The sequence below is a fragment of the Lentzea sp. NPDC054927 genome (assembly GCF_053610285.1).
Genome location: NZ_JBSGXZ010000014.1, coordinates 64,741 through 91,143, shown reverse-complemented (window position 1 = coordinate 91,143; position 26,403 = coordinate 64,741). Strand labels below are relative to the sequence as shown.

The 26,403-nt window shown below is 69.6% G+C and carries 27 protein-coding genes; 18 read left to right on the top strand and 9 right to left on the bottom strand.

Features of this window, described 5'->3' with window-relative positions; translation table 11 throughout:
* Window positions 1–5: 5 nt before the first annotated feature.
* Window positions 6–416 carry a hypothetical protein gene (locus tag ACWGE0_RS20995; protein ID WP_452262566.1) on the bottom strand — a complete coding sequence of 137 codons (411 nt, stop codon included), beginning with the start codon at window positions 414–416 and terminating at the stop codon, window positions 6–8.
* A 45-nt stretch (window positions 417–461) separates the two neighbouring features.
* On the bottom strand, window positions 462–863 hold the full coding sequence (locus ACWGE0_RS20990; protein ID WP_452262565.1) for a hypothetical protein: 402 nt from the start codon (window positions 861–863) through the stop codon (window positions 462–464).
* A gap of 93 nt (window positions 864–956) precedes the next feature.
* On the opposite strand from ACWGE0_RS20990, the gene ctaE reads away from it, so the two are divergent.
* From ctaE to qcrB, 4 genes are read left to right on the top strand one after another with little or no spacing between them, the layout of a single operon-like run.
* Entirely contained in the window at window positions 957–1,568 is a 612-nt protein-coding gene (ctaE, locus tag ACWGE0_RS20985; protein ID WP_363768639.1) for an aa3-type cytochrome oxidase subunit III, read from the top strand.
* A gap of 60 nt (window positions 1,569–1,628) precedes the next feature.
* A complete protein-coding gene (gene qcrC, locus ACWGE0_RS20980) occupies window positions 1,629–2,441 on the top strand; it encodes a cytochrome bc1 complex diheme cytochrome c subunit (RefSeq protein ID WP_452262564.1) in 813 nt (270 codons plus the stop codon).
* Window positions 2,438–3,562: a cytochrome bc1 complex Rieske iron-sulfur subunit gene (gene qcrA / locus ACWGE0_RS20975; protein WP_452262563.1), complete on the top strand. Its 1,125-nt coding sequence runs from the start codon at window positions 2,438–2,440 to the stop codon at window positions 3,560–3,562. The genes qcrC and qcrA overlap by 4 nt, the downstream gene beginning before the upstream one ends.
* Window positions 3,559–5,223: a cytochrome bc1 complex cytochrome b subunit gene (gene qcrB, locus ACWGE0_RS20970; protein ID WP_452262562.1), complete on the top strand. Its 1,665-nt coding sequence runs from the start codon at window positions 3,559–3,561 to the stop codon at window positions 5,221–5,223. The genes qcrA and qcrB overlap by 4 nt, the downstream gene beginning before the upstream one ends.
* A 107-nt stretch (window positions 5,224–5,330) precedes the next feature.
* Here the strand turns inward: qcrB and ACWGE0_RS20965 are convergent, their stop codons facing one another.
* Complete coding sequence (locus ACWGE0_RS20965) at window positions 5,331–5,618, bottom strand: Lrp/AsnC family transcriptional regulator (protein ID WP_030465012.1); 288 nt, start codon at window positions 5,616–5,618, stop codon at window positions 5,331–5,333.
* 396 nt (window positions 5,619–6,014) lie between these two features.
* A complete protein-coding gene (locus ACWGE0_RS20960; protein WP_452262561.1) occupies window positions 6,015–7,715 on the bottom strand; it encodes a DEDD exonuclease domain-containing protein in 1,701 nt (566 codons plus the stop codon).
* Between the two features lie 210 nt (window positions 7,716–7,925).
* Here ACWGE0_RS20960 and ACWGE0_RS20955 point away from each other — a divergent pair, with 210 nt between their 5' ends.
* The 4 genes from ACWGE0_RS20955 (at window position 7,926) to ACWGE0_RS20940 (ending at window position 12,233) form a co-directional block, all read left to right on the top strand.
* A complete protein-coding gene (locus tag ACWGE0_RS20955) occupies window positions 7,926–9,272 on the top strand; it encodes an NYN domain-containing protein (protein WP_452262632.1) in 1,347 nt (448 codons plus the stop codon).
* 67 nt (window positions 9,273–9,339) lie between these two features.
* Window positions 9,340–10,341, top strand: a complete 1,002-nt coding sequence (locus ACWGE0_RS20950; protein ID WP_452262560.1) for an NlpC/P60 family protein — start codon at window positions 9,340–9,342, stop codon at window positions 10,339–10,341.
* A 10-nt stretch (window positions 10,342–10,351) separates the two neighbouring features.
* The gene (locus ACWGE0_RS20945) at window positions 10,352–11,119 is read left to right on the top strand and encodes a hypothetical protein (RefSeq protein WP_452262559.1); all 768 of its coding nucleotides are present in this window, start codon (window positions 10,352–10,354) and stop codon (window positions 11,117–11,119) included.
* A 10-nt stretch (window positions 11,120–11,129) separates the two neighbouring features.
* Window positions 11,130–12,233 (top strand): glycosyltransferase family 4 protein, encoded by a 1,104-nt coding sequence (locus ACWGE0_RS20940; RefSeq protein ID WP_452262558.1) that lies wholly within the window; start codon window positions 11,130–11,132, stop codon window positions 12,231–12,233.
* On the opposite strand, the gene ACWGE0_RS20935 is transcribed toward ACWGE0_RS20940, so the two are convergent.
* Together ACWGE0_RS20935 and ACWGE0_RS20930 are read right to left on the bottom strand one after the other, a co-directional pair.
* Complete coding sequence (locus ACWGE0_RS20935; RefSeq protein ID WP_452262557.1) at window positions 12,223–15,087, bottom strand: BTAD domain-containing putative transcriptional regulator; 2,865 nt, start codon at window positions 15,085–15,087, stop codon at window positions 12,223–12,225. The two genes, ACWGE0_RS20940 and ACWGE0_RS20935, sit on opposite strands and share 11 nt — an antisense overlap.
* 277 nt (window positions 15,088–15,364) lie before the next feature.
* Window positions 15,365–17,161, bottom strand: a complete 1,797-nt coding sequence (locus ACWGE0_RS20930; RefSeq protein WP_452262556.1) for an AMP-dependent synthetase/ligase — start codon at window positions 17,159–17,161, stop codon at window positions 15,365–15,367.
* 98 nt (window positions 17,162–17,259) lie between these two features.
* Here ACWGE0_RS20930 and ACWGE0_RS20925 point away from each other — a divergent pair, with 98 nt between their 5' ends.
* Genes ACWGE0_RS20925 through ACWGE0_RS20900 form a run of 6 tightly spaced genes read left to right on the top strand, consistent with a single transcriptional unit; the run spans window position 17,260 to window position 21,513 of the window.
* Window positions 17,260–17,640, top strand: a complete 381-nt coding sequence (locus ACWGE0_RS20925; protein ID WP_452262555.1) for a polyketide cyclase / dehydrase and lipid transport — start codon at window positions 17,260–17,262, stop codon at window positions 17,638–17,640.
* Between the two features lie 59 nt (window positions 17,641–17,699).
* Window positions 17,700–18,488, top strand: coding sequence for a metallophosphoesterase family protein (locus tag ACWGE0_RS20920; protein ID WP_452262554.1), 789 nt, complete (start codon window positions 17,700–17,702; stop codon window positions 18,486–18,488).
* 23 nt (window positions 18,489–18,511) lie between these two features.
* Window positions 18,512–18,952: an SRPBCC family protein gene (locus ACWGE0_RS20915; RefSeq protein ID WP_452262553.1), complete on the top strand. Its 441-nt coding sequence runs from the start codon at window positions 18,512–18,514 to the stop codon at window positions 18,950–18,952.
* The gene (locus ACWGE0_RS20910) at window positions 18,949–20,172 is read left to right on the top strand and encodes an ArsA family ATPase (RefSeq protein ID WP_452262552.1); all 1,224 of its coding nucleotides are present in this window, start codon (window positions 18,949–18,951) and stop codon (window positions 20,170–20,172) included. Before ACWGE0_RS20915 ends, ACWGE0_RS20910 begins: the two co-directional genes overlap by 4 nt.
* Before the next feature lie 13 nt (window positions 20,173–20,185).
* Window positions 20,186–20,539, top strand: a complete 354-nt coding sequence (locus ACWGE0_RS20905; protein WP_452262551.1) for a hypothetical protein — start codon at window positions 20,186–20,188, stop codon at window positions 20,537–20,539.
* Between the two features lie 14 nt (window positions 20,540–20,553).
* Window positions 20,554–21,513, top strand: a complete 960-nt coding sequence (locus tag ACWGE0_RS20900) for an ROK family protein (RefSeq protein ID WP_452262631.1) — start codon at window positions 20,554–20,556, stop codon at window positions 21,511–21,513.
* 98 nt (window positions 21,514–21,611) lie between these two features.
* On the opposite strand, the gene ACWGE0_RS20895 is transcribed toward ACWGE0_RS20900, so the two are convergent.
* From ACWGE0_RS20895 to ACWGE0_RS20885, 3 genes are all read right to left on the bottom strand, one after another.
* On the bottom strand, window positions 21,612–22,337 hold the full coding sequence (locus ACWGE0_RS20895; protein WP_452262550.1) for an aminoglycoside N(3)-acetyltransferase: 726 nt from the start codon (window positions 22,335–22,337) through the stop codon (window positions 21,612–21,614).
* A gap of 291 nt (window positions 22,338–22,628) precedes the next feature.
* Complete coding sequence (locus ACWGE0_RS20890; protein WP_452262549.1) at window positions 22,629–22,757, bottom strand: hypothetical protein; 129 nt, start codon at window positions 22,755–22,757, stop codon at window positions 22,629–22,631.
* Between the two features lie 66 nt (window positions 22,758–22,823).
* Window positions 22,824–23,318: a hypothetical protein gene (locus tag ACWGE0_RS20885; protein WP_452262548.1), complete on the bottom strand. Its 495-nt coding sequence runs from the start codon at window positions 23,316–23,318 to the stop codon at window positions 22,824–22,826.
* A 179-nt stretch (window positions 23,319–23,497) separates the two neighbouring features.
* Here ACWGE0_RS20885 and ACWGE0_RS20880 point away from each other — a divergent pair, with 179 nt between their 5' ends.
* The 4 genes from ACWGE0_RS20880 to ACWGE0_RS20865 all read left to right on the top strand — a co-directional run bounded on the left by ACWGE0_RS20880 (window position 23,498) and on the right by ACWGE0_RS20865 (window position 26,401).
* Complete coding sequence (locus ACWGE0_RS20880) at window positions 23,498–24,232, top strand: lysophospholipid acyltransferase family protein (protein ID WP_452262630.1); 735 nt, start codon at window positions 23,498–23,500, stop codon at window positions 24,230–24,232.
* Window positions 24,233–24,253: 21 nt separating this feature from the next.
* Window positions 24,254–24,766, top strand: coding sequence for a polyadenylate-specific 3'-exoribonuclease AS (locus ACWGE0_RS20875; RefSeq protein ID WP_452262547.1), 513 nt, complete (start codon window positions 24,254–24,256; stop codon window positions 24,764–24,766).
* Window positions 24,767–24,841: 75 nt separating this feature from the next.
* Window positions 24,842–25,870, top strand: coding sequence for a 6-phosphofructokinase (locus ACWGE0_RS20870; protein ID WP_452262629.1), 1,029 nt, complete (start codon window positions 24,842–24,844; stop codon window positions 25,868–25,870).
* Window positions 25,871–26,044: 174 nt separating this feature from the next.
* Complete coding sequence (locus ACWGE0_RS20865) at window positions 26,045–26,401, top strand: putative quinol monooxygenase (protein ID WP_452262546.1); 357 nt, start codon at window positions 26,045–26,047, stop codon at window positions 26,399–26,401.
* The last annotated feature ends 2 nt before the right edge of the window (window positions 26,402–26,403 follow it).

The window sequence follows — 26,403 nt, the reverse complement described above, 5'->3', positions numbered from 1 at the left end:
CGGGATCAGCCCTTGACGACGGGAACCGCGGAGCCCCGCAGCACCTCGGCCACGGTCTCGGCGGCGGCCAGCGGGTCCAGCGGGTGCACGAGCACCGCGTCCGCCTGCGACCAGGTCGCGAGCCAGCGGTCGTCCTTGCGGCGCACCGCCACGACGATCGGCGGGCAGTTGGTGATCTCGTCCTTGAGCTGGCGGGACAGGCCCATGCCACCGGTCGGCTGCGCCTCGCCGTCGAGGATCAGCAGGTCGACGGTGCCGGCGTCCGCCTCGTAGAGGACGTCCGCGATCGTCGCGGCCTCGACGTAGTCGACGCGCTGCAGATCCGGCGCCGGACGGCGGCCGACGGCAGTGATGATCGTCTCACGCACCTCGGGCCGGTGGCTGAACACCAGGATCTTCGTGGTCTGCGTGCTCATCTCGAGATCCTCCGCTGCGACTGCGTGACCAAGGTCGCCGTGATGCTATCGGGCGGGCTCCCGCGCCGGTTGCAGGGCGTCCCACCCCAGTGCCTCCCCGCCGAGCCGCTGGGCGAGCGAGGCCATCCGCGACCGCTCCTGGGAGCAGTGCAACGCGTCCAGCTTCTGCACTCGACTGATATGCGATATATCACCTGCGACCAGCACCCAGCCGTCCGGGGTGAGCAGCTCTCGCGCGCGTTCTACCTGGTCAGACGGGATGCGCACGTGGTGGCGGAGCACCGCGAGCTCGTCCGCGCGCCACTGCGGAGAGCGGGCCAGAGCGGCCGAGTCCGCCTCCACGACGTCGAACGCCTCGACGACCACGACGAGCGCCGGATCGTCGATCGACAACGCCGGCTCGTCCTGTCGGTGCAGCAAGTCCCGCAATCGGCCCAGCAAACCCATCCGTTGATCTCCTCGCGATCACCGGCTGTGTGACCCAGCCGACCCATGATCCGCCCAGGACCCGATGGGCGGACGGAAATAGCGCAGGCAATAATGCTGCCCGTGACCACGGCAGCGCCTTCAATCGGCCAGCGCGTGCACTCGCTGAACCGCCCGAACATGGTCAGCGTCGGCACGATCGTCTGGCTGTCCAGCGAGCTCATGTTCTTCGCTGGCCTCTTCGCCATGTTCTTCACGGTGAAGGCCCAGAACACTGCGGAGCACTGGCCGCCCCCGCCCACGCACCTGAACGTGCCCTATGCGTCGGTCTTCACGATCATCCTGGTCGCGTCGTCCTTCACCTGTCAGTGGGGCGTGTTCGCCGCGGAACGGGGCGACGTCTTCGGTCTGCGTCGCTGGTACATCGTGACGTTGATCATGGGTGCGATCTTCGTCGCAGGTCAGGCGGGTGAGTACGTCACCCTCGTCGAAGAGGGCACGACCATTCCCTCGTCGGCCTACGGCACCGTCTTCTTCCTGACGACGGGCTTCCACGGCCTGCACGTCATCGGCGGTCTGATCGCGTTCGTCTTCCTGTTGATCCGGACGAAGCTCAGCAAGTTCACGCCGGCACAGGCCACCGCATCGATCGTCGTGTCGTACTACTGGCACTTCGTCGACGTCGTGTGGATCGGCCTGTTCGCCATCATCTACATCGTGCCCTGACCTAGTCAGCACGCAGCCAAGCCAGAGCTCCCGAACTGACAGCAAGGGTTGCCGCACACCATGACCACCACTACGAAACGCCCGCGCGGCGCCCGCACGAAGCTGCGTCGCCGGGTCGCAGGCCTGCTCGCGCTGGGCTTCGCCCTGCTCAGCGCCGGCATGTTGTTCGCCGCGTTCGCGCCCCAGGCGCAGACCGCGCAGGCGCAGCAGCAGGACGCTCTGGCCCGTCAGGGCGAGCAGATCTACCTGAACACCTGCATGGGCTGCCACGGCAGGTCCCTCGAAGGTGTCAAGGACCGCGGGCCGAGCCTGATCGGCGTCGGTGACGCCGCGGTCTACTTCCAGACTTCCTCCGGCCGCATGCCCATGGCGCGGCAGGAGGCGCAGGCCATCCGCAAGCCCGCGAAGCTCTCGCCTGAGGACATCAACGCGCTGATGGCCTACATCACCGCGAACGGCGGCGAGGGCCCGAAGAAGCCCTCCGAGTCCGGTGAGGCCCTGCGCGGCGACAACCCGGCGCGCGGTGGCGAGCTGTTCCGCCTCAACTGCGCCAGCTGCCACAACTTCACGGGTCGTGGTGGCGCGCTGTCGTCCGGCAAGTTCGCGCCGACGCTCGACGGGGTCTCCGAGGAGCAGATCTACACGGCGATGCTGACCGGCCCGCAGAACATGCCGAAGTTCGGCGAGCGCCAGCTCACGCCGGAAGAGAAGAAAGACATCATCGCGTACGTCAAGTCGGTCACCGACGGAAACAACAACTCCGGCGGTAACCCCCTGGGCGGGTTCGGACCCGTCTCCGAGGGATTGATCGCGTTCATCGTGGGTATCGCCGCGCTCATCGGCGTGACCCTCTGGATCGGAGCCAAGGCATGAGCGGCGACAAGCCGATCGAGCTGCCCAGCGAGGCAGAGCTCGCGGAGATGAGCCGGGACGACCTCGTCAAGCTCGGCACGAAGATGGACGGCGTCGAGCTCGTCCACTACGAGGAGAAGTTCCCGGTCCCCGGCACCCGTGCCGAGCGCAGGGCCCAGCGCGTGGTCGCGCTGTGGTTCATGATCTCCGCGCTGTCGGGTCTGGCGTTCCTCGGCGTGTTCCTGTTCTGGCCGTGGCAGTACGAGGCCCCGCACACCGACGGCCACCTGCTGCACCTGCTCTACAACCCGCTGATCGGCCTGTTCCTGGGCCTGTCGGTGGTGGGCCTGGGCGTCGGCGCGCTGCTCTACACCAAGAAGTTCATCCCCGACGAGCTCGCGGTGCAGCAGCGTCACGACGGCCCGTCGGCCGAGGTCGACCGCGCCACGCTGGTCGCGGAGCTCGCCGACGCGGGTGAGCGCAGCGGCATCGCCCGCCGCAGCCTGATCAAGCGCACCGCTGGCCTCGGCGCCGGCGTGCTGGGCCTGGGCGTGGCCGCCGTGCCGCTGGGCGCGCTCATCAAGAACCCGCACTCGGACAGCGAGACCAAGAACTCGCTGTGGCACACCGGCTGGAAGGCCGAAAAGGGCGAGAAGGTCTACCTCCGCCGCCACACCGGCAACTTCCACGAGGTCTCCCTGGTGCGTCCCGAGGACGTCGAGCCGGGCGGCTTCGAGACGGTGTTCCCGTTCCGCGAGTCGGAGCGCAACGACGAGCACGCGCTGGTCGCGGCCCTGAAGCGGGCCGACGCGCCGGTCATGCTCATCCGCATGCGCCCGAACCAGAACGTCACCAAGCGGGCCGGTCAGGAAGACTTCAACTACGGCGACCTGTACGCGTACTCCAAGATCTGCACGCACCTGGGTTGCCCGACGTCACTGTTCGAGCAGCAGACCGGTCTGCTGCTCTGCCCGTGCCACCAGTCGCAGTTCGACGTGTTCGAGTACGCCAAGCCGCGGTTCGGTCCGGCAACCCGTCCTCTGCCACAGCTTCCGATCACGGTGGACGAAGACGGATACTTGGTTGCCCGCAGCGACTTCATCGAGGCTGTGGGTCCGGCGTTCTGGGAGCGGAAGTCATGAGTGCCATCACCACGCCGACGAAGCCGGCCAACGCGGCCGCGCGCGTCGCAGGGGCGGCGGCCAACGCTGCCGACGAGCGGTACCACGCGGCCTCTGGCCTGCGCAAACAGCTGAACAAGGTCTTCCCGACGCACTGGTCGTTCCTGCTCGGTGAGATCGCGCTCTACAGCTTCATCGTGTTGCTGCTGTCGGGCACGTACCTCGCCCTGTTCTTCGACCCGTCGATGACCGAGGTCACCTACAACGGCGCGTTCGAGAACCTCCGCGGCATCGAGATGTCGCGGGCGTTCGCCTCGACGCTCGACATCTCGTTCGAGACGCGCGGCGGTCTGTTCGTCCGCCAGGTGCACCACTGGGCGGCGCTGCTGTTCATGGCGGCGATCGTCGTGCACATGTTCCGGATCTTCTTCACCGGCGCGTTCCGCAAGCCGCGTGAGATCAACTGGGTCATCGGCATCGTGCTGTTCATGCTCGGCGCGATCGAGGGCTTCCTCGGCTACTCGCTGCCGGACGACCTGCTCTCGGGCACCGGCCTCCGCGTGATGGCGGCGCTGCTGATCTCGTTCCCCGTGGTCGGCACCTGGATCAACTGGCTGATGTTCGGCGGGGAGTTCCCCGGCACGGACATCATCCCGATGCTCTACACCGCGCACATCCTGCTGATCCCGGCGATCATCCTCGGCCTGATCGCGGCGCACCTGGCGCTCGTCTGGTACCAGAAGCACACGCAGTTCCCCGGCGTGGGCCGCAAGGAGACCAACGTCGTCGGCGTCCGCATCATGCCGGTGTTCGCGGCCAAGGGCGGTGGCTTCTTCGCCATCGTCGTCGGTGTCATCGCGATCATGGGTGGCGTCTTCCAGATCAACCCGGTCTGGAACTTCGGCCCGTACAACCCCGCGCAAATCTCCGCCGGCTCGCAGCCCGACTGGTACATGGGCTGGACCGACGGCCTGGTCCGCATCTGGCCCGCGTGGGAGTTCTACCTGGGCAACTACACGATCCCGGCCGCGTTCCTGCCGTTCATCCTGGGCCTGCCCCTGCTGACCGGCATCGCGGGCGCGTACCCGTGGATCGAGCGCAAGATGACCAAGGACTACGCGCACCACAACCTGCTGCAGCGCCCGCGTGACGTTCCCGTCCGCACCGCGCTCGGCTGGATGGCGATCACGTACTTCATGGTCCTGCTGCTCATGGGCGGCAACGACATCTTCGCGTACAAGTTCGACATCTCGTTGAACCTGACGACGTGGATGGGCCGCATCGGCATGCTGATCCTGCCGCCGATCGCCTACTTCGTGGCCTACCGCATCTGCATCGGCCTGCAGCGCGGCGACCGCGAGGTGCTGGAGCACGGCGTCGAGACCGGCATCATCAAGCGCCTGCCGCACGGCGAGTTCATCGAGATCCACCAGCCGCTCGGCCCGGTGGACGACCACGGCCACCCGATCCCGCTCGCCTACCAGGGCGCGGCGGTGCCGAAGAAGATGAACAAGCTCGGCTCGGCCGGTCACCCGGTCGCCGGCAGCACGTGGTCGCCGGACCCGGTCGAGGAGACCGTGGCACTGGAGAACGCGCGCAAGAAGAAGCACGTCTCCGAGGAGATCAGCGCCGAGGACAAGGCAGGCGAGCTCGCGGGCAAGCCGGCCGACCCGAAGGCCTAGTTCTCGTCCAGACAGACGCGAAAGCCCCCGTGAACCTTCACGGGGGCTTTCGTTGCGCCGGGCGCGCCAATGATCTGGGCGCGGTGCGGTTTGCGGCCTGCTGGTGCCTACTGGGCGTCGTCCAGGCCGATGGAGAAGGCGGCCTCGTCGTCTCGCTTCGAGTAGCTGCGGAACGCGATGTGCGTGTCGGTGTTCAGCACGCCCGCGACCTTGCTGATCTTGCCGGGCACCAGCGCGGCGAGGTCCTCGTGCTTGCTGACCCGCACCAGCGCGATCAGGTCCACGTCACCTGCGCAGGAGTACACCTCCGTGACTCCGTCGATGTCGGCGATCTCCTGCGCCGCCTCGGGAATGCGTTCGGCGGCGGCCTGGATCAGCACGATGGCGGTGACCACGGCGTCCTCCTCGGGGTCTCAGCACGGGTGTCTAAAGCACCCGTAGTGTGCCCTACCGGCTGATCGCAGACGTGAGGACGTCGCTGCCGCGTTCGGCCTGGGCGTCAGCGTCGCCCAGGCCGTCGTGCTCACCTTCGCGGGCAGCGACCCGGCGGCCCGCCTCCATGCCCTGGTGACCGCCGCGTCGACGTCCCGAGCCTCAGTGAGCTGCGGCCAGAGTTGTCGCCGGGTTGTCGCTATGTCGACACGCGAACTGATATATCGGTTGGCGACACGCCGTCTGACCAGTGCCCTAGCAATGAGACGTTGGACTTCGTCGTCAAAAGACTCGTTGCAAAGGGGTGGGCGGCCGGAGCCACGACGGGGCGCGTGCGGAGATCGGTGATGGGCCTGGGGTCAGCTTCGCCAGTCGTGGAGAGGGCGGGCGCCCGCGGCCTGTTCGGCCCACGGGACCCATGCTGCCGCGGCGCCGGCGGGGGAGGACCAGGGTTCGTCCGCGTACACCAGGCGGGTGCCCGGCTGGTCGAGCCAGCGCAGGACGACGCCGGTCTCCTCGGGTGGCGCGCCTCGGAGCGGGCCCGCCGTCGGGACGACCGTCTCGGCTGAGGCGACGAGGGCGTCGACCACCGGCATCGGGCGGGTGCCGCGGCGGGCGACGCCGGCGGAGGCGAGGCGGCCGTAGCGGACTACGGAGAACTCCCAGCCGCCCTCGCGGTCCGGCCGGGCGGCGACGAGTTGGGGGAGTGCGGCCAGGGCCGCCAGGCGTTGGGCGCGGTCCAGCGAGCGGACCAGGCCTGCCAGGCGGTCGCGGCGGCGGGCGGCTTCCTCGAAGCGTTCGGCTGAGGCCAGGCCGCCCATCTGCGTGATGAGGGCGCGTAACGGGTCGGCGCTTCTGCCCACGACCAGATCGCGCACCGCCACCACGGCGGGGGAGTACTCGTCGACGGTCTGGCGGCCCGCGCACGGTGCCTGGCAGCGGTCCAGTTCGGCCAGGGCACAGGGGGACGCTCGCTGGTTGGTCGCCGGGATCTTGATGGTGCACGCGCGCAGCGGCACGGCGTCCAGCAGCGCGGCGGATACGGACTCGGCGGCCTGACGCGTGCGGAAGGGGCCCAGTGCGCCGTCGCGCGGGTTTCGGACCAGCGACAGGCGTGGGAACGGCTCATCGGTCAGGACCAGCCACCACGCGTGGTGCGGGTTCTTCGACCGGCGGTTGTAGGCGGGGCGGTGGGCGCGTAACAGCCGTAGTTCGCGTACCTCGGCTTCCAGCGGGTGCGCGCATTCCACGGCGTCGACGCGCACGGCGAGTGCGACCATCTCGCGGAGCCGGCGGCGGCCTTCGCTGGCGGTGAAGTACTGCCGGACGCGGCGGCGCAGGTCCGAGGCCGTGCCGACGTAGAGGACCTCTTCCTTCGGGCCGCGGAAGAGGTAGACGCCCGGCGTGGACGGCAGGTGCGCGGCCAGGGAGCGCTTGCGGCGTTGTTCCGGCGTCACCTCCGGCAGGTAGGCCAGCAGCTCTTCCAGGGAGTGCACGCCGACGTTGCCCACGCGCTCCAGCAGCGCGTGCAGGACCTCGACGGTCGCTCGTGCGTCGGCCAGGGCCCGGTGGGTGGGCTTGGTCGAGGTGTGGAACAGGTCCGAGAGCGCCGACAGCCGGCAGGACGGCGCCTCGTCGCGGCTAAGGACGCGCCGCGCCAGCTTCACGGTGCAGACGACCGGCGGTTTCGGCCACCGGTAGCCCTGCCGTTCGCAGGCGGCCTTGAGGAAGCTGATGTCGAAGCCCGAGTTGTGCGCCACCAGCACCGCTCCGGCCGCGAACTCCAGGAACGCGGGCAGCACCGTGTCCAGCCTCGGCGCGCCCGTCACCATCAGCTGCGTGATCCCGGTCAGCTGCGCCACCATCGGCGGGATGCCGCGCTCGGGGTCGACGAGCGTGGCGAACTCGCCGAGCACCTCGCCCGCCCGCACCTTCACCGCGCCGATCTCGGTGATGGCGTCCTCTTCGGCACTTCCGCCCGTGGTCTCCAGGTCGAAGACGACGAACGTCGTGTCGCGCAGGGGCGTGCCGAGCTCGTCGAAGGAGAGTTGACCGGTCACGGGGGCGACGTTAGCGACGGGGTCTGACAATTTTCGGCGGTGATCGTTTCCGCGGGTCGTTTCCGGGTCTGTTTTCAGGGTGCTTTGACCTGCGATTGCTCTGTTCGAGTGATCAACCGGTGATCTTTTCCAGATCGTTGCTGGGAAGGGTGGACACGTCCGTGCGCTGCTCAAGCACGGGGGCTCTAGCCTGTTGGGGTGCCCGACCCGATGCCCGAGCCCGAGTTCGACCAGCCTGCCGAGGAGGTAGGCGAGTCCACAGAAGATTCCACTGTGGACTGGTCGGCCCTGCCGGAGCCGTTGCGGGTGAGGCTCGCGGAGCTGGGTGCCGACGCGCTGGGTGAGATGGCGAAGGTCGACGTGCCGCAGCATCTGCGCCCGGTGGCCAAGTTCGCCCCGACCAAACGAGCACGACTGGGTGGCGCGCAGGTCGTCGCCGGCCTGCGGGACTCGGCGAACTTCCGCACCGCTGTCGTGGAGTGGCTGCGCAAGAACAGGCCGTCGACGCTGGAGGTGACGTCGCCGGATCCGCTGGCGGCTGCCGCGGCGGCGGTGCTGACCGGTGACGACGTCGCGCCGCACTACGTGGAGCTGGTGGCGCGGCGGGTGGGCGACGCGACGCTGCGGGCCGAGCGCGACGCGGCGGTGGTGCGCGCGGAACGGCTCGAAGGCGAGCTGGACCGGCTCAAGGCCGAACGCAGCCAGCTCGACGGCGCCTCCGAACGCGTCCGCGCCGACGCCGAGGTCGAGCTGGAACGCCTGCGCAAGCGGTTGCGCGAGCAGGGCGTGAAGCTGCGCGAGGCCAAGGACGCCGCGGAAGCCGCCACCTCCGAGGTCGAACGGGTCCAGGTGCGCACCGCGGACGAGGTCAAGCGCATCACCGCCGAACGCGACCGGGAACGGGAACGGGCCGAGGCCGAGCGGGGCAAGGCGCAGCGGGCGATCGCGGACGCCGAGGTCGCCCGGCAGTCCGCGCGGGAGGCCCGGCAGGCGGACGAGGTGCGGCTCGCGTTGCTCGTGGACACCCTCGACGGCGCCGTGACGGGCCTGCGCCGCGAACTGGCTCTCGGGGGCGGCACCGGACCGCGCCCTGCCGACCTCGTGCGGGGCGCCAGCGCGTCGCAGGGGGCCGTGGGACGCGTGGAGGACCCCGCCGCACTCGACCGGCTGCTGGCGTTGCCCGCGGTGCACCTGGTGGTGGACGGCTACAACGTCACAAAGACCGGCTATCCGGAGCTGTCGCTGTCGGATCAACGCGATCGGCTCGTGCACCAGCTGGCCGTGCTGGCGGCGCGCACGGGTGCCGAGGTGACGTTGGTGTTCGACGGCGCCGGCGTGGTGGCTGTGCCCGCGGCGGCGCCTCGTGGCGTGCGCGTGCTCTTCAGCGACCCCGGTGTTCTGGCAGACGACGTCATCCGGGCGTTGGTCACCGCGGAGCCCGAGGGCCGGCCCGTGGTGGTGGTGACGTCGGATCGCGCGGTCGCGGATTCGGTGCGCCGTCGCGGTGCGCATCCGGTGCCGTCCGCTGTGTTGCTGGCCCGTCTCGGGCGAGTTTGATCACCCGGTAGCCTGACGCCCGTCGATCTTGACGGTGTTGTTCTCGCGAAGGGGATCGGCGACCTTTATGTCGCGCAAAATCGCCCATGGGTTTCTGGTCGTAGTGCTGCTTTCGGTCATGCCGGCCGTGTCTTTAGCGGCGCAACCGGCGGACCCGGCACGCCAGTACGCCGATCTGACGGCGCAGGCGACGAAGCTCAACGAGGAAGTCCTGCGCGCGCAGGAGGATCTCGTCCAGCGGCGGTCCGAACTCGACCGCGCGACCGCGACCGTCGCTGCGGCGCAGCAGATCGAGCGGCAGGCCAAGACGGACGAGGCCGAGTTCCAGAGTCAGGTCGACCTCATCGCCCAGGCGTCGTTCGAGGGCGCGCGGTTCAACCAGCTGTCGGCGCTGCTCGTGGCGGACTCGCAGCAGGACTTCCTGAACCGCCTGGAGATGATGCGGGTGCTGGCCGCCGACAAGGCGGAGTCGCTGGCACGGCTCTCCGGAGCGCTGGAAAAGGCCCGCCAGGCGCACCAGGTGGCGGAGGACGCGCGCACCCGCGCCGCTCAGGCGACCGCGGCCGCCGAGAAGCTGAAGAGCGACCTGGACGGGCGCAACCAGGCGTTGCAGGCCCAGATCGCCGAGGTGAAGGCGGCTCTGCCCAGGTTGCCCGCCCCGGTCGCCGCGCAGCTGCGTGATCCGGGTGACCGCTCGGCGATCGGCGTGCCCTCCGGGGTGGCGGGCCTGGCTCTGGCGTTCGCCCTGGCGCAGCGCGGGGACGTGTACAGGTACGGCGCCACCGGGCCGAACGAGTGGGACTGCGCCGGGCTGACGATGAAGGCCTACGCGGCGGCCGGGTTCGCGATCCCGCGCACCTCCGGTGGACAGGCCGGCGTCGGGCGCGTCGTGACACGGCCCGAGGTCCGTGCGGGCGACCTGATCGTCTACTACTCGAGCCGGTCGCACGTCGCCATGGCCGTCGACAACGCACGCGCCGTGCACGCCTCCACGGAGGGGCAGCCGGTGAAGATCGCACCGATCGACGCCATCGGGCCCATCGCGACCATTCGGCGCATCGAGGGCTAGCGTTGCGCCGGTGAAATACCTCAGGACGTTGCTGGCGATCACCATCGCCGCGACGTTCCTGCTGGGCCTCAGCGTTGCAACACGGCCCGTTGAGTTGCGGTCGACCGAAACTGTTCATTGCAAAGAGGCTGTTCAGAAGGTTGCGGTGGGCACGGTGACCGCCAGCTCGTGCGATTCCGAGCTGGCCGGGCGGGTGTCGGGACTGCTGGACGAGTCGGTGCGCGGTGTTGCCGATATATTGGATATCAGCTGGGCGCGGCGGGTCGATGTCGTTGTGCCGGCGTCCGATTCGGAGCTGGTGTCGCTCGTCGGACCGGCGTTCGCGGAGATGGCCGGGATCGCGATCCGCGACGCTGCCGGGCAGCGCGTGGTGATCAATCGGGTGCGTGCGGCGTCCTTGACGGACACGGAGTTGCGCGTGCTGTTGCGGCACGAGATCACGCACGTCGCGACGCGTGATCTGACGTCGGACTCTGCGCCACTGTGGCTGGTGGAGGGGTTCGCGGACTGGGTGGCCTTCCACGGCCTCGGGCTGTCGTTGCGTCAGGCCGCGCCGAAGCTCACCTCGGACGTCTCGGCGCTGCCAGCCGACTTCGGTGGTCCTGGGCGTGACCTGGCCTACCAGCAGGCGTACTCGATCATGGTCTACCTGGAGTCACGGCTGGGGGAGCGCGGTGTCGTGGACTTCTTCCTGCAGCACGCGGCGATGTCCGCTGTGGACCTCGGTGACGTCGACGTGGCGGGCTGGCGCGAGTTCCTGAAATCGAGCATCGGATAGCGTTGGGTTCGTGCGCCGAACCTTGCTGGTGACCAACGACTTCCCGCCCCGCCCCGGTGGCATCCAGTCCTACCTGCACGCGTTGGCGACACGGCTGCCCGCGGAATCCCTGGTCGTGTACGCGCCGAAGTGGAAGGGCGCGGAGGAGTTCGACGCGCAGCAACCGTTCCCGGTGGTGCGGCATCCCACGTCGTTGATGCTGCCGACGCCGGACGTGCTGAACCGCGCCCGCGACATCGCCCGCGCCGAGTCGTGCGACGCGGCGTGGTTCGGCGCGGCGGCACCGCTGGCGCTGCTGGCGCCGTCGCTCGGGCTGAGTCGCGCGGTGGCGTGCACGCACGGCCACGAGGTCGGCTGGTCGATGCTGCCGGTGGCACGGCAGGCGTTGCGGGCCATCGGGTCCGGTGTGGACGTCGTGACGTACGTCAGCCGCTACACGCGTTCGCGGTTCGCCGCGGCGTTCGGCCCGATGGCGGCGCTGGAGCACCTTCCGTCCGGTGTGGACACCGAGCTGTACCGCCCGGATCCCGCCGCGCGCGCCGAGATCCGGCGGCGGTACGGGCTCGCGGACCGTCCGGTGATCGTGTGCGTGTCCCGGCTGGTGCCGCGCAAGGGACAGGACGTGCTGATCCGCGCGTTGCCGTTGATCCAACGTGCCGTGCCGGACGCCGCACTGCTCATCGTCGGCGGCGGGCCGTACCGGGGAACGCTCGAGAAACTGGCCGCCGGCAACCGCGACGTCGTGCTGACCGGCTCGGTGCCGTGGGAAGAACTGCCCGCGCACTACAACGCCGGCGACGTCTTCGCGATGCCCTGCCGCACCCGTGGCCGCGGCCTCGACGTCGAAGGGCTCGGCATCGTCTACCTGGAGGCGTCCGCGACCGGGCTGCCCGTCATCGCCGGACGCTCCGGTGGCGCACCGGAGACCGTGCTCAACGGCACCACCGGCAACATCGTCGACGGCCGTGACGTCGCGGACGTCGCCGCCAAGGTCGCCGCGCTGCTCTCCGACCCCGAGATGGCCGCCAAGATGGGACGCGCAGGGCGGGAGTGGGTGAGCGAGAACTGGCGGTGGGACCAGCTCGCACACCGCCTCGAAGGACTTATCGGCTGAGCTCGCGGGCCCGGTTCTCCAAGCCGCGCAGACCGAGTTCGGTGCTGCGTCGCACGGCCTGTTCGGCGGCGGAACGAGCATCCGCGGGGCGTTCCAGATCCCGCAACACCACGGCGAGACCGATCAGCGCCCGCACCTCGCCGGACGCGTACCCGATCCGCCGTGCCGTCGCCAGCGCCTGCTCGAACAGTTCCGCCGCGGCGGTGAAGTCGGACGACGCGCGCCGGATCTCGCCGAGCGTGACCCGCACCGACGTCGCCACCTGCTGATCCCCTCCGTCCGCGACCAGCGACAACGCGCGGGAGGCCAGCGCGAGCGCGGCGTCGGAATCACCGGAGGCGAGTTCGAGCGCGGCGAGGTTCTCCAGCGTCTCGGCCTCGCCCGCGGGAACGTTGCCGAGGTCCAGTGCGCGTTCCAGATGGGCGCGCGCCTCGGCGAACTGGCCCTGCAGGCGCAGGGCCAGGCCGAGGTAGGTGTGGCTGTCGGCGTTCGGTGCGAGCGCCAACGCCTGGGAGAAGTGCTCGACCGCGCCGTCGATCTCCCCGAGTTCCACCGCGAGCTGCCCGAGGTTGTGCAGGCCGATGCTGACGCTCTCCTCCGACCGCAGCATCTCCAGGCAGCGCACCAGGGCCTCCTTCGCGGCCCCCAGCTCGCCCGAGCGGCGGTGCACGAGGCTGAGGTTGTTCAGCACGCTCGCCTCGGCGTCCTTGTCGCCCAGCGCCCGGTACAGCTCGATCGCCTGGTTGTGGTGCTCCACGGACCGCGCGAACTCGCCCAGCCGCAGGTAGAGGGTGCCGAGGTTCGCGTGCATCGCGGCCTCGGCCGGCCGGTGCCCGGACGCCTGGGCCGCCTGCAGGCCGTGGTGCGCCGTCGCGAGCCACTCACCGACGTGCTGGCCGATCCACAGGTACCCGCGCAGCCCGTCGGCCAGCTGCCAGGCGAGCGCCGCGGGACCGTGCTGGGCCGCGTGCCGGATGGCGGCGGTCAGGTTCGGGCGTTCGGCGTCGAGCCACGCCAGCGCCTCGGCGGAGGTCGAGATCCGGGGCGGCGGACCCGAGGCGGAGGACGGCAGCCGCACGATCCCGGGGTAGAGCAGCTCGGCACAGCGTTCGACCCCGAGCACGTAGTGGTTCAGCAACGCCGTCCACGCCGCCTGTTGTTCGGACGGGCTGTCCGACTCCTCGCGCAACGCGGCGGCGTAGCGCATCAGCTCGTCGTGGAAGCGGTAGCGCCCAGGAGCCGCGGAGACCACGAGCTTCGCGATCGCCAGCACCGTCAACAGGCCGTCGGCGTCGACGTCGGCCAGCGCGGACGCGGCCTCCGCGGTGAAGTCCGGCCCCGGCACCAGCGACAACAGCCGGAACAACCGCTGCGGCGCTGGCGGCAGCGCGGCGTGGGCGAGCTCGATCGGCGACCCCGAGATCGTTACGTCGTCCCGTCCGGCCAGATAGGCCGCCGCCACCCGCAACGCCAGCGGCAGGTGCCCGCACCGGGAAGCCAGCTCCGCGTGATCACCCTGCCCCAGCAGCGTCGTGAGCAGCGCCTCCGACTCCGCGGGCGAGAACACGTCCACCGGCACCGTCCGCGCGCCGTTCATCGCGATCAGCCCGCGCAGGTCGTCCCGGGACGTCACGATCACCCGGCACGACGCCGTCCCCGGCAGCAGCGGCCGCACCTGGTCCGGCGCCGAGGCGTTGTCCAGCACCAGCAGCATCCGCCGGCCCGACAGCAGCGACCGCAGCATCGTGCTCTGCTCGTCCGCGTCCGGCGGGATCTCGTCCGGCGGCACCCCCAGCGCCCGCAGGAACCGCGACAGCACGTCCATCCCGTCCGCGGGCGGTCCCAGTGCGTAGCCGCGCAGGTCGACGTACAGCTGCCCGTCCGGGAACCGGTCGCGCAACAGGTGCGCCACGTGCACGGCCAGCGTCGTCTTGCCCACCCCCGGCGGTCCCGCCAGCGTCACGGTCGGCACCGAACCGCCGGTGATCAGCCCCGAGATCCGTTCGACGTGCCAGTCGCGGCCGGTGAAGTCGGAGATGTCGTCGGGCAGCCGCATCGGCGACCCCTGCGGGCGTTCCGGTTCGCGCCTGGCGACCGGCGCCGCCAGTTCCGGCGCCCCCACCAGGATCGCCTGGTGCAGCGCCCGCAACTCCTTCGACGGGTCGATGCCGAGCTGTTCGTCCAGCGTCCGGTCGAGCTGCCGGAACGCCTCCAGCGCCTCCGCCTGCCTGCTGCCGCGGTACAGCGCGATCATCAGCTGGCCCCAGAACCGCTCGCGCAACGGGTGGTCCCGCGTCAGCGCGAACAGCTCCGGCACCAGGTCCGCGTGGTCGCCCAACGCCAGTTCCACGTCGATCCGCTGCTCGTGCACGGTCATCAGCAGCTCGTTGAGCCGCGGCGCGTGCTCGGAGTACAGCGTCTCGGAAGGCACGTCCGACAGCACCGGCCCGCGCCACAGTTCCAACGCCTCGGCGAACGCCTTGCGCGCCGCCGGCAGATCGTCGACAGCGGCGGCCGCACGCCCGCGCGCAGCCGCGTCAGCGAACCGGTGCACGTCCACGGCCAACGGGTCCACGCGCATCCGGTAGCCGTCCGCGGCCGTCTGGATCAACGACGGGTCGCCCAGCGCAGCCCGCAACCGCATGACATACGTCTGCAAAGTTCCACGAGTGCGCGCAGGCGGTGTGTCACCCCACACGTGTTCGACGAGTTCCGTCACGGGGACGACGCGGTTCGGCCGCAGCAGCAACGCCGCCAGCAACGCCCGGTGCTTGCCCGCGCGCAACACCACCGCAGAGGTGTCCAGGCGCACTTCCAGCGGGCCGAGCAGCCGGAACTGCGGACCCGAAGCCATTGCCTTCCCCTCGTGCGCTGCCAAACGATCCACGGCAGCTGATCGGCCGCCGACGATCCCCGTCTACCGGACAGCCTATTGGCGCGCTGTCGCCGAGTGACATCGGCGCGTCAGCGATACGTCAGCGTCATACGGCAATCTTCTGCATGTCCCGGTCGGGGGGCCGGGGCAACAAACTTCTCGGGTTCCGCAGAAACCCTGCGGATCACGATCGCTGGGGGTCGAAAGGCCCAGGAGCTCTCTCTCAGCTCCTGGGCCTTTCGCGCATTACACCCTCTTACTTCGCGTAGATCGCGTCGATGTCCGACGAGAACGTCGTCGCCACGACAGAGCGCTTCAGCTTCAGCGACGGCGTCATCTCGCCGCCCGCCTCCGTGAAGTCGACCGGCAGCACGCGGAACTTGCGGATCGCCTCTGCCTTCGAGACCGACTTGTTCGCCTCGTCCACCACGGCCTGGATCTCGGCCAGCAGGTCGGAGTCCTCGATCAGGTCGGGGACCTCGGCCGACGCCGGCTTGCCGTGCGACTCCTTCCACGACGGGAAGAACTCCGGGTCGATGGTGATCAGCGCGCCGATGAACGGCTGCTTGTCGCCGACGACCATGCACTGCGAGATCAGCGGGTGCGCCCGGATGCGGTCCTCGAGCTGCGCGGGGGAGACGTTCTTGCCACCGGCGGTGACGATGATCTCCTTCTTGCGGCCCGTGATCTTCAGGAACCCGTCGCTGTCGAGCTCGCCGATGTCACCGGTGTGGAACCAGCCGTCCTCGAGGGCCTCCTTGGTGGCGGCCTCGTTGTTCCAGTAGCCGGTGAAGACGATGTCGCCCTTGATGAGGATCTCGCCATCGTCTGCGATCTTCACCGAAGTGCCCGGCACCGGCAGGCCGACCGTGCCGACCTTCTCCTGACCGCGGAACGTCACGCACGCCGCCGCGGAGGTCTCGGTCAGGCCGTAGCCCTCGTAGACCGGGATGCCCGCGCCGCGGAAGAAGTGCGACAGCCGGTCACCCAGCGGCGCGCCACCGGACACGGCCGCGATCGCGCGACCACCCAGGGCGGCGCGCAGCTTCGTGAACACCAGCTTGTCGAACACCGCGTGCTTGATCCGCAGGCCCAGGCCGGGACCGCCGTTGTCCAGCGCGCTCGAGTACGCGACCGAGGTGGCCTCGGCGGCGTCGAAGATCTTGCCCTTGCCGCCGGCGTGGGCCTTCTGCTTGGCGCCGTTGTAGACCTTCTCGAACACGCGCGGCACCGCGACGACGAACGTCGGGCGGAACTGGCCGAGGTCCTCGACGAGGCTCTTCACGTCGGCGGTGTGGCCCACGGTCACCCGCGAGTACACGCACGCCAGCGCCAGAGCGCGCGCCAGGATGTGCGCCAGCGGCAGGAACAGCAGCAGCGAGTTGCCCGCGGTGAGGATCTCGGGGAACCGCGACAGCGCCGAACGCACCTCGGACAGCAGGTTGCGGTGCGTCAGCGTGCAGCCCTTGGGACGGCCGGTGGTGCCGGACGTGTAGACCAGCGTCGCCGTCTGGTCGGCCTTGGCCTGCGCGCGGCGCTCGTGCACCTGCTCGTCGGTGATCTCGGCGCCCAGCGCGGTGAGCTCGTCGACAGCGGCGGCCGAACCGTCGATCTGCCAGACGTGCCGCAGCTCGGGCAGCTTGCCGACGACGTCGTCGATCATCGCGCGGTGGGCCGCGGTCTCGACGAACACCGCCGTGGCGCCGGAGTCGGACAGGATCCACTCGATCTGGTCCGCCGACGAAGTCTCGTAGATGGGCACGACGACGCCACCGGCAGCCCAGATGGCGAAGTCGAGCAATGACCACTCGTAGCGGGTCTTGGAGACCAAACCAACCCGGTCGCCGAGCTCGAGACCGGCCGCGACCAGGCCCTTGGCGACTGCCATGACCTGCGCGGCGAAATCACGCGCCGTGATGTCGACCCAGGTGCCGTCGACCTGCCTGCGGAAGCTGACGGCGTTGCCGAAGCGCTCCGCGTTGGCCCACACCATGTCGGTGAGGTTCTCCTCCGGAGCCACAGCGGCGGTGGCGGGGACGCTGAACTCGCGCACGTCAACCTCCGTACGGTGAAATGTTACTGGTGGGGAAACCTAGCGTGTGATTCCGGCGATACAAAGGTTGGTACGCCCTTCCGTTACCTTTTGTCCTCATGGCCAGCGTGGACGTCGTCGACGAGACTTTCCTGGCGGTACCACCCAGCGTGGTCGCCGCCGCCTTCGCCTCGCCATCGTCGTGGCGTGATTTCTGGCCCGATCTCGAACTCGGTGTCTACGCCGACCGCGGTGAAGAGGGACTGCGCTGGACCGTCGGCGGCGCGCTCGTCGGCACCATGGAGGTCTGGCTCGAGCCGATGCTCGACGGCACCCTGGTGCACTACTTCCTCCGCGCTGATCCTCCGGCGGGCTCGTTCACCCCGCGCAACGCCCTTCGTGAGGTGCAACGCCGCCAGCTCGACGCGAAGTCCGTTGCTCTGGGTCTGAAACTGACTCTGGAGGACGGTCGTCCGCCTGGCTGCCCTCCGCACGGGTGATCTTGCTTGACGTGCGTCTCAGAAACCACCCCAGTTCGCCGTGAACTAGGTTGGAAACCGTGCGGGTTCACGTGGTTTCGGATGTGCACGGCAACGCGGAGGCACTCGCGCGGGCCGGTGACGGGGCTGACGCGCTCGTCGTGCTCGGCGACCTCATCGACTTCGTCGACTACCACGACCATTCCAAGGGGATCCTCGGGCGCGTCTTCGGGCCCGAGAAGGTGGGGATCTTCGCCGAGTTGAGACGCGGCACCAAGCGCGCGGACACGGCGAGCTACATCCGTTCCCTGTGGGACGGTCTCGCGGACGCCCGGTCCGTGGTGGAAGAAGCGGTGCTGGAGCAGTACCACGCGTTGTTCAGCGCGATGACCGCGCCGACGTACGCGACACCGGGCAATGTGGACAGTCCGCACCTGTGGCCGCAGTTCGCCGGTGACGGGGTGCACGTGCTCGACGGCGAGGCCGCGGAGATCGGCGGGCTGCGGTTCGGCTTCGCGGGCGGCGGGCTGATGCTGCCCGGACACGTGCGCAACCCCAACGCGCCGTGGTTCCCGTACCTGCGCACGGAGGCCGACATGGCGGCGGCACTGGAGCGGATGGGGCAGGTCGACGTGCTGTGCACGCACATCCCGCCGCTCGTTCCGGAACTCGCCTACGACGTCGTCGCGCGCCGTCCCGAATGGGGATCGCGGGCCGCGCTGGAGAAGATCGAGCGGGAACGTCCGCGCTGGTCGGTGTTCGGACACGTGCACCAGCCGTTGGCCAGGCGAGTGCGCGTCGGCTACACCGAGTGCATCAACGTCGGGCACTTCCAGCGCAGCGGCAAGCCTCACGTCCTCAACTGGTAAAGACGCGAGTAACCTCCTCACTCATGGCCGACGAGTCCACGCAGTCCATCGTCATCGACGCTCCGCCTGAGAAGATCATGGCGATCATCGCGGACTTCCCGTCGTACCCGGACTGGGCGAACGGGATGAAAGAGGTCGAGGTCCTCGACACCGCTCCCGACGGTCGTGCCCAGCAGGTGCGCTTCGCGATCGACCAGGGTCCGGTGAAGGACGAGTACACCCTGAAGTACGACTGGTCCGCCGACGGTCTTTCGGTGAAGTGGGAGCTCGTCAAGGGCACCATGCAGAAGGCGCAGAAGGGCAGCTACGTGCTGGAGCCCTCCGGCGCCGGCACCAAGGTCACGTACACGCTGTCGGTGCAGCTGGTGATCCCGATGATCGGGCTGTTCCGCCGCAAGGCGGAGAAGCTGATCCTCGACACCGCGCTCAAGGAGCTCAAGAAGCGCGCGGAGAAGGCGGCTTGAGCCGGGTCCTGCTCTTCACCGGCAAGGGCGGGGTCGGCAAGACGACGCTGTCGGCCGCCACGGCTGCCTCACTGGCCGCGCACGGCCGCAAGGCGCTCGTGGTGTCGACCGACCCCGCGCACTCGCTGGGCGACGCGCTCGACGTGCGCCTGGGTGCCGAACCATCCGAAGTGGACGGTGCGGCCGGGTTGTTCGCCTGCCAGATCGACCCTCGCGGTCTCGTCGACGAGGCCTGGGGCGAGCTGCGCGGACATCTGCGGACCGTGCTGGCGGGTGCCGGTGTCGACGAGCTCGACGCCGAGGAACTGACCGTGCTGCCGGGCGTCGAGGAACTGCTCGCGCTCGCCGAGGTGCGGCGGCTGGCCTCCAGCGGCCCGTGGGAGGTCGTGGTCGTCGACTGCGGGCCGACCGCGGAGACGTTGCGGTTGCTGTCGCTGCCCGAGGCGTTCGCCGGTTATCTGGAACGGCTCTTCCCGACCCACCGGCGCGTGGTTCGCGGGCTGCTGGCGGGTGTCGCCGGTACCGGGACCGTGGAGAAGTGGGACGCGACCGCGGACGCGTTGAGCCGGCTCGCCGAGCGGCTGGACGCGTTGCGCACGATGCTCGCGGATCCCGAGGGGTGCTCGGTGCGGCTGGTGCTGACGCCCGAACGCGTGGTGGCCGCCGAGACCCGGCGCACGCTGACCGCGTTGGCGTTGCAGGGAATCCGCGTCGACAGCGTGATCGCGAACCGGCTGGTGCCCTCGCCGGGTGCCGCGCGGGGTGCCGCCGCCACGTGGCTGCGCACGCGCCGGCACGAGCAGGACGCGGTGCTGGCCGAGCTGACCGGGATCGGCGAGATTCGCATGGTCGACCACCGCGCGTCCGAACCCGTCGGGGTGCCGGCGCTGCTGGAGGTCGCCGAGCAGCTCTACGGCGACTCGGACCCGCTGCCGGGTTCCGCTGTTGCTGGTTCCGGGGTGGCGGGGTCGTTGCTGGAGGTGTCGGGCAGCGGGCGTGGTCTCGACGCCCGATACTCGCTGCGGATCGCGTTGCCGCTGGCCGACGACACGGAACTGGACCTCGCGCGCGTGGGTGACGACCTCGCCCTGACCGTGGACGGCCGGCGCCGGCTCGTGGCGCTGCCGTCGTTGCTGAGGCGCTGCATCGTGACCGGTGCGGAGATGGACTCGGGTGGCGTGACGGTGGGGTTCCGCCCCGACCCCTCCCTCTGGCGCTGATCAGGAGCTTTGGATGAATCAGGACAACACCGGCAAGCTCGCCGAGGAGCTGCGGCTGCTCATCGACGTGGCTGCCGAGCGCATGCAGCCGTGGCTGCAGCGCGTGGCGGAAGCGGGCGACGGCTCGCACACGCCCGAAACGTGCGGCTGGTGCCCTCTGTGCAACGGCGTGGCGCTGCTGCGCGGCGACCGTTCCGAGCTGGCCGCCAAGGCCGCCGAACACGCGGCCGGCCTGGTCGCGGTGCTGCGGGCCGCTCTGCGTGAGCCCGGCGCACCGCCTTCCGCCGCGCCCGCGGGTGACGCCGGGGAACCTGCTGACACCGGTCAGCGGGTGCAGCACATCAAGGTCGTCAGGAAGACCGACTAGTGCTCACGGTCGGGGTGGACATCGGTGGCACCAGCGTGCGCGCGGGCGTCGTGGACCCGCGCGGCTCGGTGCTGGACACCTCACGCGCGCCGACCCCCGCCGGCGAACGCGCCCTCGAGGACGCGATCGTCGCCGCCGTCGAAGAAGTGGCCGACCGCCACGCCGTGACCGCTGTCGGGCTGGCCGTGGCGGGCTTCATCGCTCCAGACCTCCGCACGGTCCGTTTCGCACCGCACCTGGCGTGGCGGCAGGCCGACGTGGCCGACCGCATGAGCGACCGCCTGGGCATGCCCGTGGTCCTGGAACACGACGCGAACGCCGCAGCCCTGGCCGAACACCGCTTCGGCGCCGCCCGCGGGGCCAAGACCGCGGTGCTGGTGGCCATCGGCACCGGAATCGGCGCCGCCCTGCTGCTCGACGGCGAGGTCTTCCGCGGCGCCCACGGCGTGGCCCCCGAACTGGGCCACCTGCGCGTCGTCCCGGACGGCCGCCCCTGTCCGTGCGGCAAGAACGGCTGCTGGGAGCGCTACTGCAGCGGCACCGCCCTGAGCGCCACGGCGGTCGAACTGCTGGCCAAGCATCCCGGCGTCTCGACCGTGCTCGCCCGCGAGGCCGCCGGCGACTCCCGCGCGGTGACCGGCCGCCGGGTGGCCGGCGCGGCCCGCGACGGCGACCCCCTGGCCAAACGCGCGATGGCAGACCTGGCCCGCTGGCTCGCCGAGGGTCTGGCCCTGGTCGCCGACGTCTACGACCCCGAGGTGATCGTCATCGGGGGAGGCGTCTCGACCTCGGCGCCGCTGTTCCTCGACGACGCCCGCGAGCGCTACGCCTCCGTCGTCACCGGCGCGGGCCACCGCCCGCTGGCGCGCATCCGGACCGCGCAGCTCGGTGACGACGCCGGCATCGTGGGCGCCGCGACCCTGGCCCGCGAGGTGGCCTCGTCGATGACGAGGAACCACTCCCGCCGCTCCTGACCCCCGAGCGGGTCGTGCCCCCGTCGTCCTCCGGGTATCGGAGGACATGACGAAGCACCCGTTCAAGCCCGGCGACGAGGTCGAGTGGTCCAGCCGGGTCAGGATCGCAGGAGCTGGTCGAGCCGCTGCCGGGCGAAGTCGATGAACGCAACGGCGTCCACCAGTTCGCAGCGGGCCGCTCCGATGACCTGGCGGCTGGCCCGCCCCAGGTCAGCCCATTCGGCACCTGTCTGCGGGAAGTGCGTGTCGTTGTCGTCGCCGACGTCCGGCGCTTCGAGCCAGACCCGTTGCCCTTCGACGAGATAGGGGAACCGGCGCAGCTTCGTGCGATGAACGGGCAGCAGCGACTCCGCGTGGTGCAGGAACGAGTTGCGGTTGTGCCCGACGCCGAGCAGCACGATCTTCGCCTTCAGTTCGTACAGCCTGCTGAACGGGGAGTCGGCCCCCAACGCGTAGGCGAACGGCTGGTGCTCGGTGACGTGCTCCGCGGCGGCGCCGAGCGCTGCCACCGAGGCCTGCGGGTGCCGGCTGCGCCGTCGGTCCGGCTCTGCCAGCACCGCGGTGGACACAGCACCCATGGACGTGGGAGACGCGTCGTGGAACAGCGGTACGCGGGCCCTCGCCGCCTCTACCTCGGGAACTCCGGCGCTGCGGCAGTCCGGATGTGGATCGGCGATCACGTCGCCGGTGAACGTCGGGACCACGATCGTGCCGGCCTCGCCCACGCATCTCCTCAGCGCGCGCAGGACCGTCCCGGCTCCACCGTCCACCTCACCGAAGGCCGAGAGGGACGAGTGCACCACCAGCGTCGCGCCCTCGGTCACGCCGAGAGCCTGCAAACCTCGGTGCAGAAGCTCGAAATCAACCCGCGTCATCGACCAGCCGTCCCGTCCTCGTCAGCCTGCGCTGCCGTTCATCGTTGGACTGAGACCGGGCCACCGCACTGCCTTTGCAACGAGTCTTTTGGGGACGAAGTCCAAAGATCTGTTGCAAGGGTGCTGGTCAGAGCGACTGATATATCGGGTTGAGGAGTGTCGCGGCGGGAGTGTCGGGGTCTGTTCGCCCGCCGCGAACACCCGGCTGGAACGGCCGGCCTGCGAGCCGGCCCGGGGGAGCTAGCGGCCGAGCAGGCGCAGGATGCGCGGGCGGCGCTTGGCGCGCTCCGCGTCCTTCTTGCTCAGGGTCGCCAATGCACGGGCCATCATCAGGTGCTGCATCTGGTCCATGTCGCACACCGTAGGCATGGCCGAATCGTTATCTGAAGGTTTGAGTGGCCGTTATCACGCCGTTACCAACTGGGACGTGACGTGTCACACCTGGGCGCCGTCGTCCCATCCGGAGTCCGGTGGCGGGGTGTTGCGCATGCGCAGGATCAGCCAGCCGACGCCCGCGCAGAGGGCCACCAGGGACAGCGGGGTGCCGATGCGCGCCTGCAGTCCGAAGAGGCCGGGAGCGACCAGCAGGACGATGCCGAGGACGAACAGGCCGAGGGCCGCGAGGGTGGACGCGCGCAGCACCGGGAAGGGCGGCGGTTCCGGTGGCACGTAATGGTCTTCGTCGTCCCGATCTCGCCGTTCGGGCTCGTCGACGAGGTCGGTGGCGACGTCGGAGGAGGTGTCCTCTGCCGGTTCCTCGCGGGACTTGAGGTCTTGGTCAACGGCTTCCGGGCTCGCCTCGTCGAGGTCGAGCCAGTCCTTGCCGACCCCGTCCCGTTCGAGACCCGCGACGATCTCGGCAAAGAGCTCGTCGACGTTCTCTGGGCCGTCGGTCGAGTCACGCCGGGCGTTCATCCAGAGCCTCTCCATGTGCCGCAACCCTCTTGACCCCACATCGTTGCACGGGCGGGATGTGTTGCGGGTTACGGCAGTCGGCTCAGTCTCAGCCGTGACGCGCTGACTCGGGACTCGTTGTGTGAGGTGCGGTCGGCTCCGTAGGCTGGTTGCCGGGATCAAGGTTCGCGGTGTCTAGGGAGGCGCTTCCCAAAGTGCTGTACTGGTTGATGAAGCACGTCCTCCTGGGACCGATTCTCCGGCTGTTCTTCCAGCCGAAGATCATCGAGGGTGCCGAGAACATCCCGAAGGAGGGCGGCGCGATCCTGGCGAGCAATCACCTCGCCGTGTCCGACTCCTTCTTCCTGCCGTTGATGCTGTCGCGGCGCATGACCTTCCCCGCCAAGATCGAGTACTTCACCGGTCCCGGGATCAAGGGCAAGCTGCAGAAGTGGTTCTTCTCCGGCGTCGGCCAGGTGCCGATCGACCGGTCCAGCGCCTCTGCCGCGCAGGGCGCGCTCGACACGGGCGTGCGGATCGTGCGTGAGGGCAAGCTGCTCGGCATTTACCCCGAGGGCACGCGTTCGCCTGACGCCCGCCTCTACAAGGGCAAGGTCGGTGTCGCCTGGATCGCCCTGGAGTCCGGCGCGCCGGTCATCCCGGTGGCGATGTTCGGCACGGACAAGGCGAACCCCATCGGCTCGCGGATGTGGAAGCCGCACCCGATCCGGATCAAGATCGGCAAGCCGCTCGACTTCTCCCGCTACGAGGGGCTGTCCGGCGACAGGTTCGTGCTGCGGTCGATCACCGACGAGATCATGTACGCGTTGATGGAGCTCTCCGGTCAGGAGTACGTCGACGTCTACGCGGCGAAGGCGAAGGAACAGGCCCCGCCCGTCCCCGAGCAGGGCAAGGCCGCCGACCGGGTGCCCGAGAAGAAGGCGAGCTGACCGCACCCCTAGGGTGTCGCGGTGCGGTTCTTCTACGACTGTGAGTTCATCGAGGACGGGGTGACGATCGACCTCGTGTCGATCGGGGTGGTCGACGAGGAAGGCCGCGAGTTCTACGCCGTGTCCACCGAGTTCGACCCCGAGCGCGCGGGTCCGTGGGTGCGGCAGAACGTCCTCAACCAGCTGCCCTCGCCCGCGGACAAGGCGTGGCGCAGCCGCGACCGGATCCGCGAGGACCTGCTCGACTTCCTGGGCGCCCGCAACGCCGCCCGCGACGAGGTCGAACTGTGGGCGTGGTTCGCCGCCTACGACCACGTGGCGCTGGCGCAGCTGTGGGGTGCGATGCCGGCGTTGCCGCGCGCGCTGCCCCGGTTCACCCGTGACCTGCGGCAACGCTGGGACGACGTCGGCAGGCCCAGGCTGCCCGCCCCTCCCGCGGACGCCCACGACGCCCTCGCCGACGCGCGCCACAACCTCGCGCGGTGGAAGGTGATCGAGGAACATCGGCGCAAAATCGGGTTTCCCGTCCGGTAAGTGAGACCCGCATTGCTGCACCGATACAGCTCGTGAAAGTCTGCGTGACACAGAACACGAGAGATGGGGAAGCAGATGCGCATCGGTGTGCTCACTGGCGGTGGTGACTGCCCCGGTCTGAACGCCGTGATCCGGGCCGTGGTCCGCAAGGGCATCAAGGCACACGGCTGGGAGATCGTCGGGTTCCGCAACGGGTGGCAGGGCCCGATCGAGAACCTCACCAAGTCGATCGACCTCACGGACGTCGAGGAGATCCTCACCCGCGGTGGCACCATCCTGGGCTCGTCGCGCACGAACCCGTACAAGGTCGAGGGCGGCGTCGACCGCATCCGCGAGACCATCGCGGCGAACCAGATCGACGCGATCATCGCGATCGGCGGCGAGGACACCCTCGGTGTCGCGAAGCGCCTCACCGATGACGGCATCGGCGTCGTCGGTGTGCCGAAGACGATCGACAACGACCTCGGCGCCACGGACTACACGTTCGGCTTCGACACGGCCGTGCACATCGCGACCGAGGCCATCGACCGCCTGCGCACCACGGCCGAGTCGCACCACCGTGCGCTCGTCGTCGAGGTCATGGGCCGCCACGCGGGCTGGATCGCGCTGCACTCCGGTCTCGCCGGTGGCGCGAACGTCATCCTCGTGCCCGAGCGCCCGTTCAACGTCGACAAGGTCGTCGGGTGGGTCGAGCGCCGCTTCGAGAGCGAGTTCGCGCCGATCATCGTCGTCGCCGAGGGCGCGATGCCAGAAGGTGGCGCCGAGGTGCTGCACTCCGGTGAGCGCGACGCCTTCGGTCACGTCCGCCTCGGTGGTGTCGGCCAGTGGCTCGCGGAGGAGATCGCGGACCGCACCGGCAAGGAGTCCCGCGCGGCCATCCTCGGCCACATCCAGCGCGGTGGTACGCCGACCGCATACGACCGCGTGCTCGCGACCCGTTTCGGATTGCATGCAGTCGACGCCGTCGCTGCCGGCGACTTCGGCACCATGGTCGCGCTGCGCGGCACAGACATCGTGCGCGTGAAGCTGTCGGAGGCGACGGCCGAGCTCAAGACGGTTCCGACCGAGCGCTACGAAGAGGCTGAAGTCTTCTTCGGGGCCTGATATATCGGATATCGCATGCTGGCGAATGCCGGGTGTCGCTTGTCGACGCCCGGCATTTCGCTTGTACACCGCCGGTGAACCAGGAGTCCCGCTCGCTGGGACTCGCGTTGTGATCGCGTGCTCGCTCGCTGCGAAGGTGAATTCACCATCCGTTGAGCAACTTCAGGAGACCTGATGAGCGACGCGCGAGTCGTCCTGCCCGACCCGGACGCCGACGAGACCGGGCCGTACACCCACCTGGGTTTCGCCACCGCCAAGCCCGGCTGTGAGGACCAGGTAGAGGCGCTGATCCTCGGCCTCGTCGAGCCGTTGCGCGCCGAGGCCGGGTCGATCGAGTTTCACGTCCACCGCGACCGCGCGGACCGGTCGCAGTTCGTGATCTACGAGATGTTCCGGTCGAAGCAGGACCTCGAGAAGCACCTCGCCGAGCCCTACGTCCACGAGTTCGTGCGCGCGATGCGGCCTCTTGTCGAAGGGCCGCTGCGCCAGCAGTTCCTGCGCATGTCGAGCGACCTGCCGGGGGTGAGGTAGCC

Excerpts from the sequence above, each read along its gene's own strand:
- ACWGE0_RS20995 (WP_452262566.1), bottom strand. The coding sequence starts at position 416 with ATGAGCACGCAGACCACGAAGATCCTGGTGTTCAGCCACCGGCCCGAG.
- ACWGE0_RS20990 (WP_452262565.1), bottom strand. The coding sequence starts at position 863 with ATGGGTTTGCTGGGCCGATTGCGGGACTTGCTGCACCGACAGGACGAG.
- ctaE (WP_363768639.1), top strand. The coding sequence starts at position 957 with ATGCTGCCCGTGACCACGGCAGCGCCTTCAATCGGCCAGCGCGTGCAC.
- qcrC (WP_452262564.1), top strand. The coding sequence starts at position 1,629 with ATGACCACCACTACGAAACGCCCGCGCGGCGCCCGCACGAAGCTGCGT.
- qcrA (WP_452262563.1), top strand. The coding sequence starts at position 2,438 with ATGAGCGGCGACAAGCCGATCGAGCTGCCCAGCGAGGCAGAGCTCGCG.
- qcrB (WP_452262562.1), top strand. The coding sequence starts at position 3,559 with ATGAGTGCCATCACCACGCCGACGAAGCCGGCCAACGCGGCCGCGCGC.
- ACWGE0_RS20955 (WP_452262632.1), top strand. The coding sequence starts at position 7,926 with ATGCCCGAGCCCGAGTTCGACCAGCCTGCCGAGGAGGTAGGCGAGTCC.
- ACWGE0_RS20950 (WP_452262560.1), top strand. The coding sequence starts at position 9,340 with ATGTCGCGCAAAATCGCCCATGGGTTTCTGGTCGTAGTGCTGCTTTCG.
- ACWGE0_RS20935 (WP_452262557.1), bottom strand. The coding sequence starts at position 15,087 with ATGGCTTCGGGTCCGCAGTTCCGGCTGCTCGGCCCGCTGGAAGTGCGC.
- ACWGE0_RS20925 (WP_452262555.1), top strand. The coding sequence starts at position 17,260 with ATGGCCAGCGTGGACGTCGTCGACGAGACTTTCCTGGCGGTACCACCC.
- ACWGE0_RS20915 (WP_452262553.1), top strand. The coding sequence starts at position 18,512 with ATGGCCGACGAGTCCACGCAGTCCATCGTCATCGACGCTCCGCCTGAG.
- ACWGE0_RS20905 (WP_452262551.1), top strand. The coding sequence starts at position 20,186 with ATGAATCAGGACAACACCGGCAAGCTCGCCGAGGAGCTGCGGCTGCTC.
- ACWGE0_RS20890 (WP_452262549.1), bottom strand. The coding sequence starts at position 22,757 with ATGCCTACGGTGTGCGACATGGACCAGATGCAGCACCTGATGATGGCC.
- ACWGE0_RS20885 (WP_452262548.1), bottom strand. The coding sequence starts at position 23,318 with ATGGAGAGGCTCTGGATGAACGCCCGGCGTGACTCGACCGACGGCCCA.
- ACWGE0_RS20870 (WP_452262629.1), top strand. The coding sequence starts at position 24,842 with ATGCGCATCGGTGTGCTCACTGGCGGTGGTGACTGCCCCGGTCTGAAC.
- ACWGE0_RS20865 (WP_452262546.1), top strand. The coding sequence starts at position 26,045 with ATGAGCGACGCGCGAGTCGTCCTGCCCGACCCGGACGCCGACGAGACC.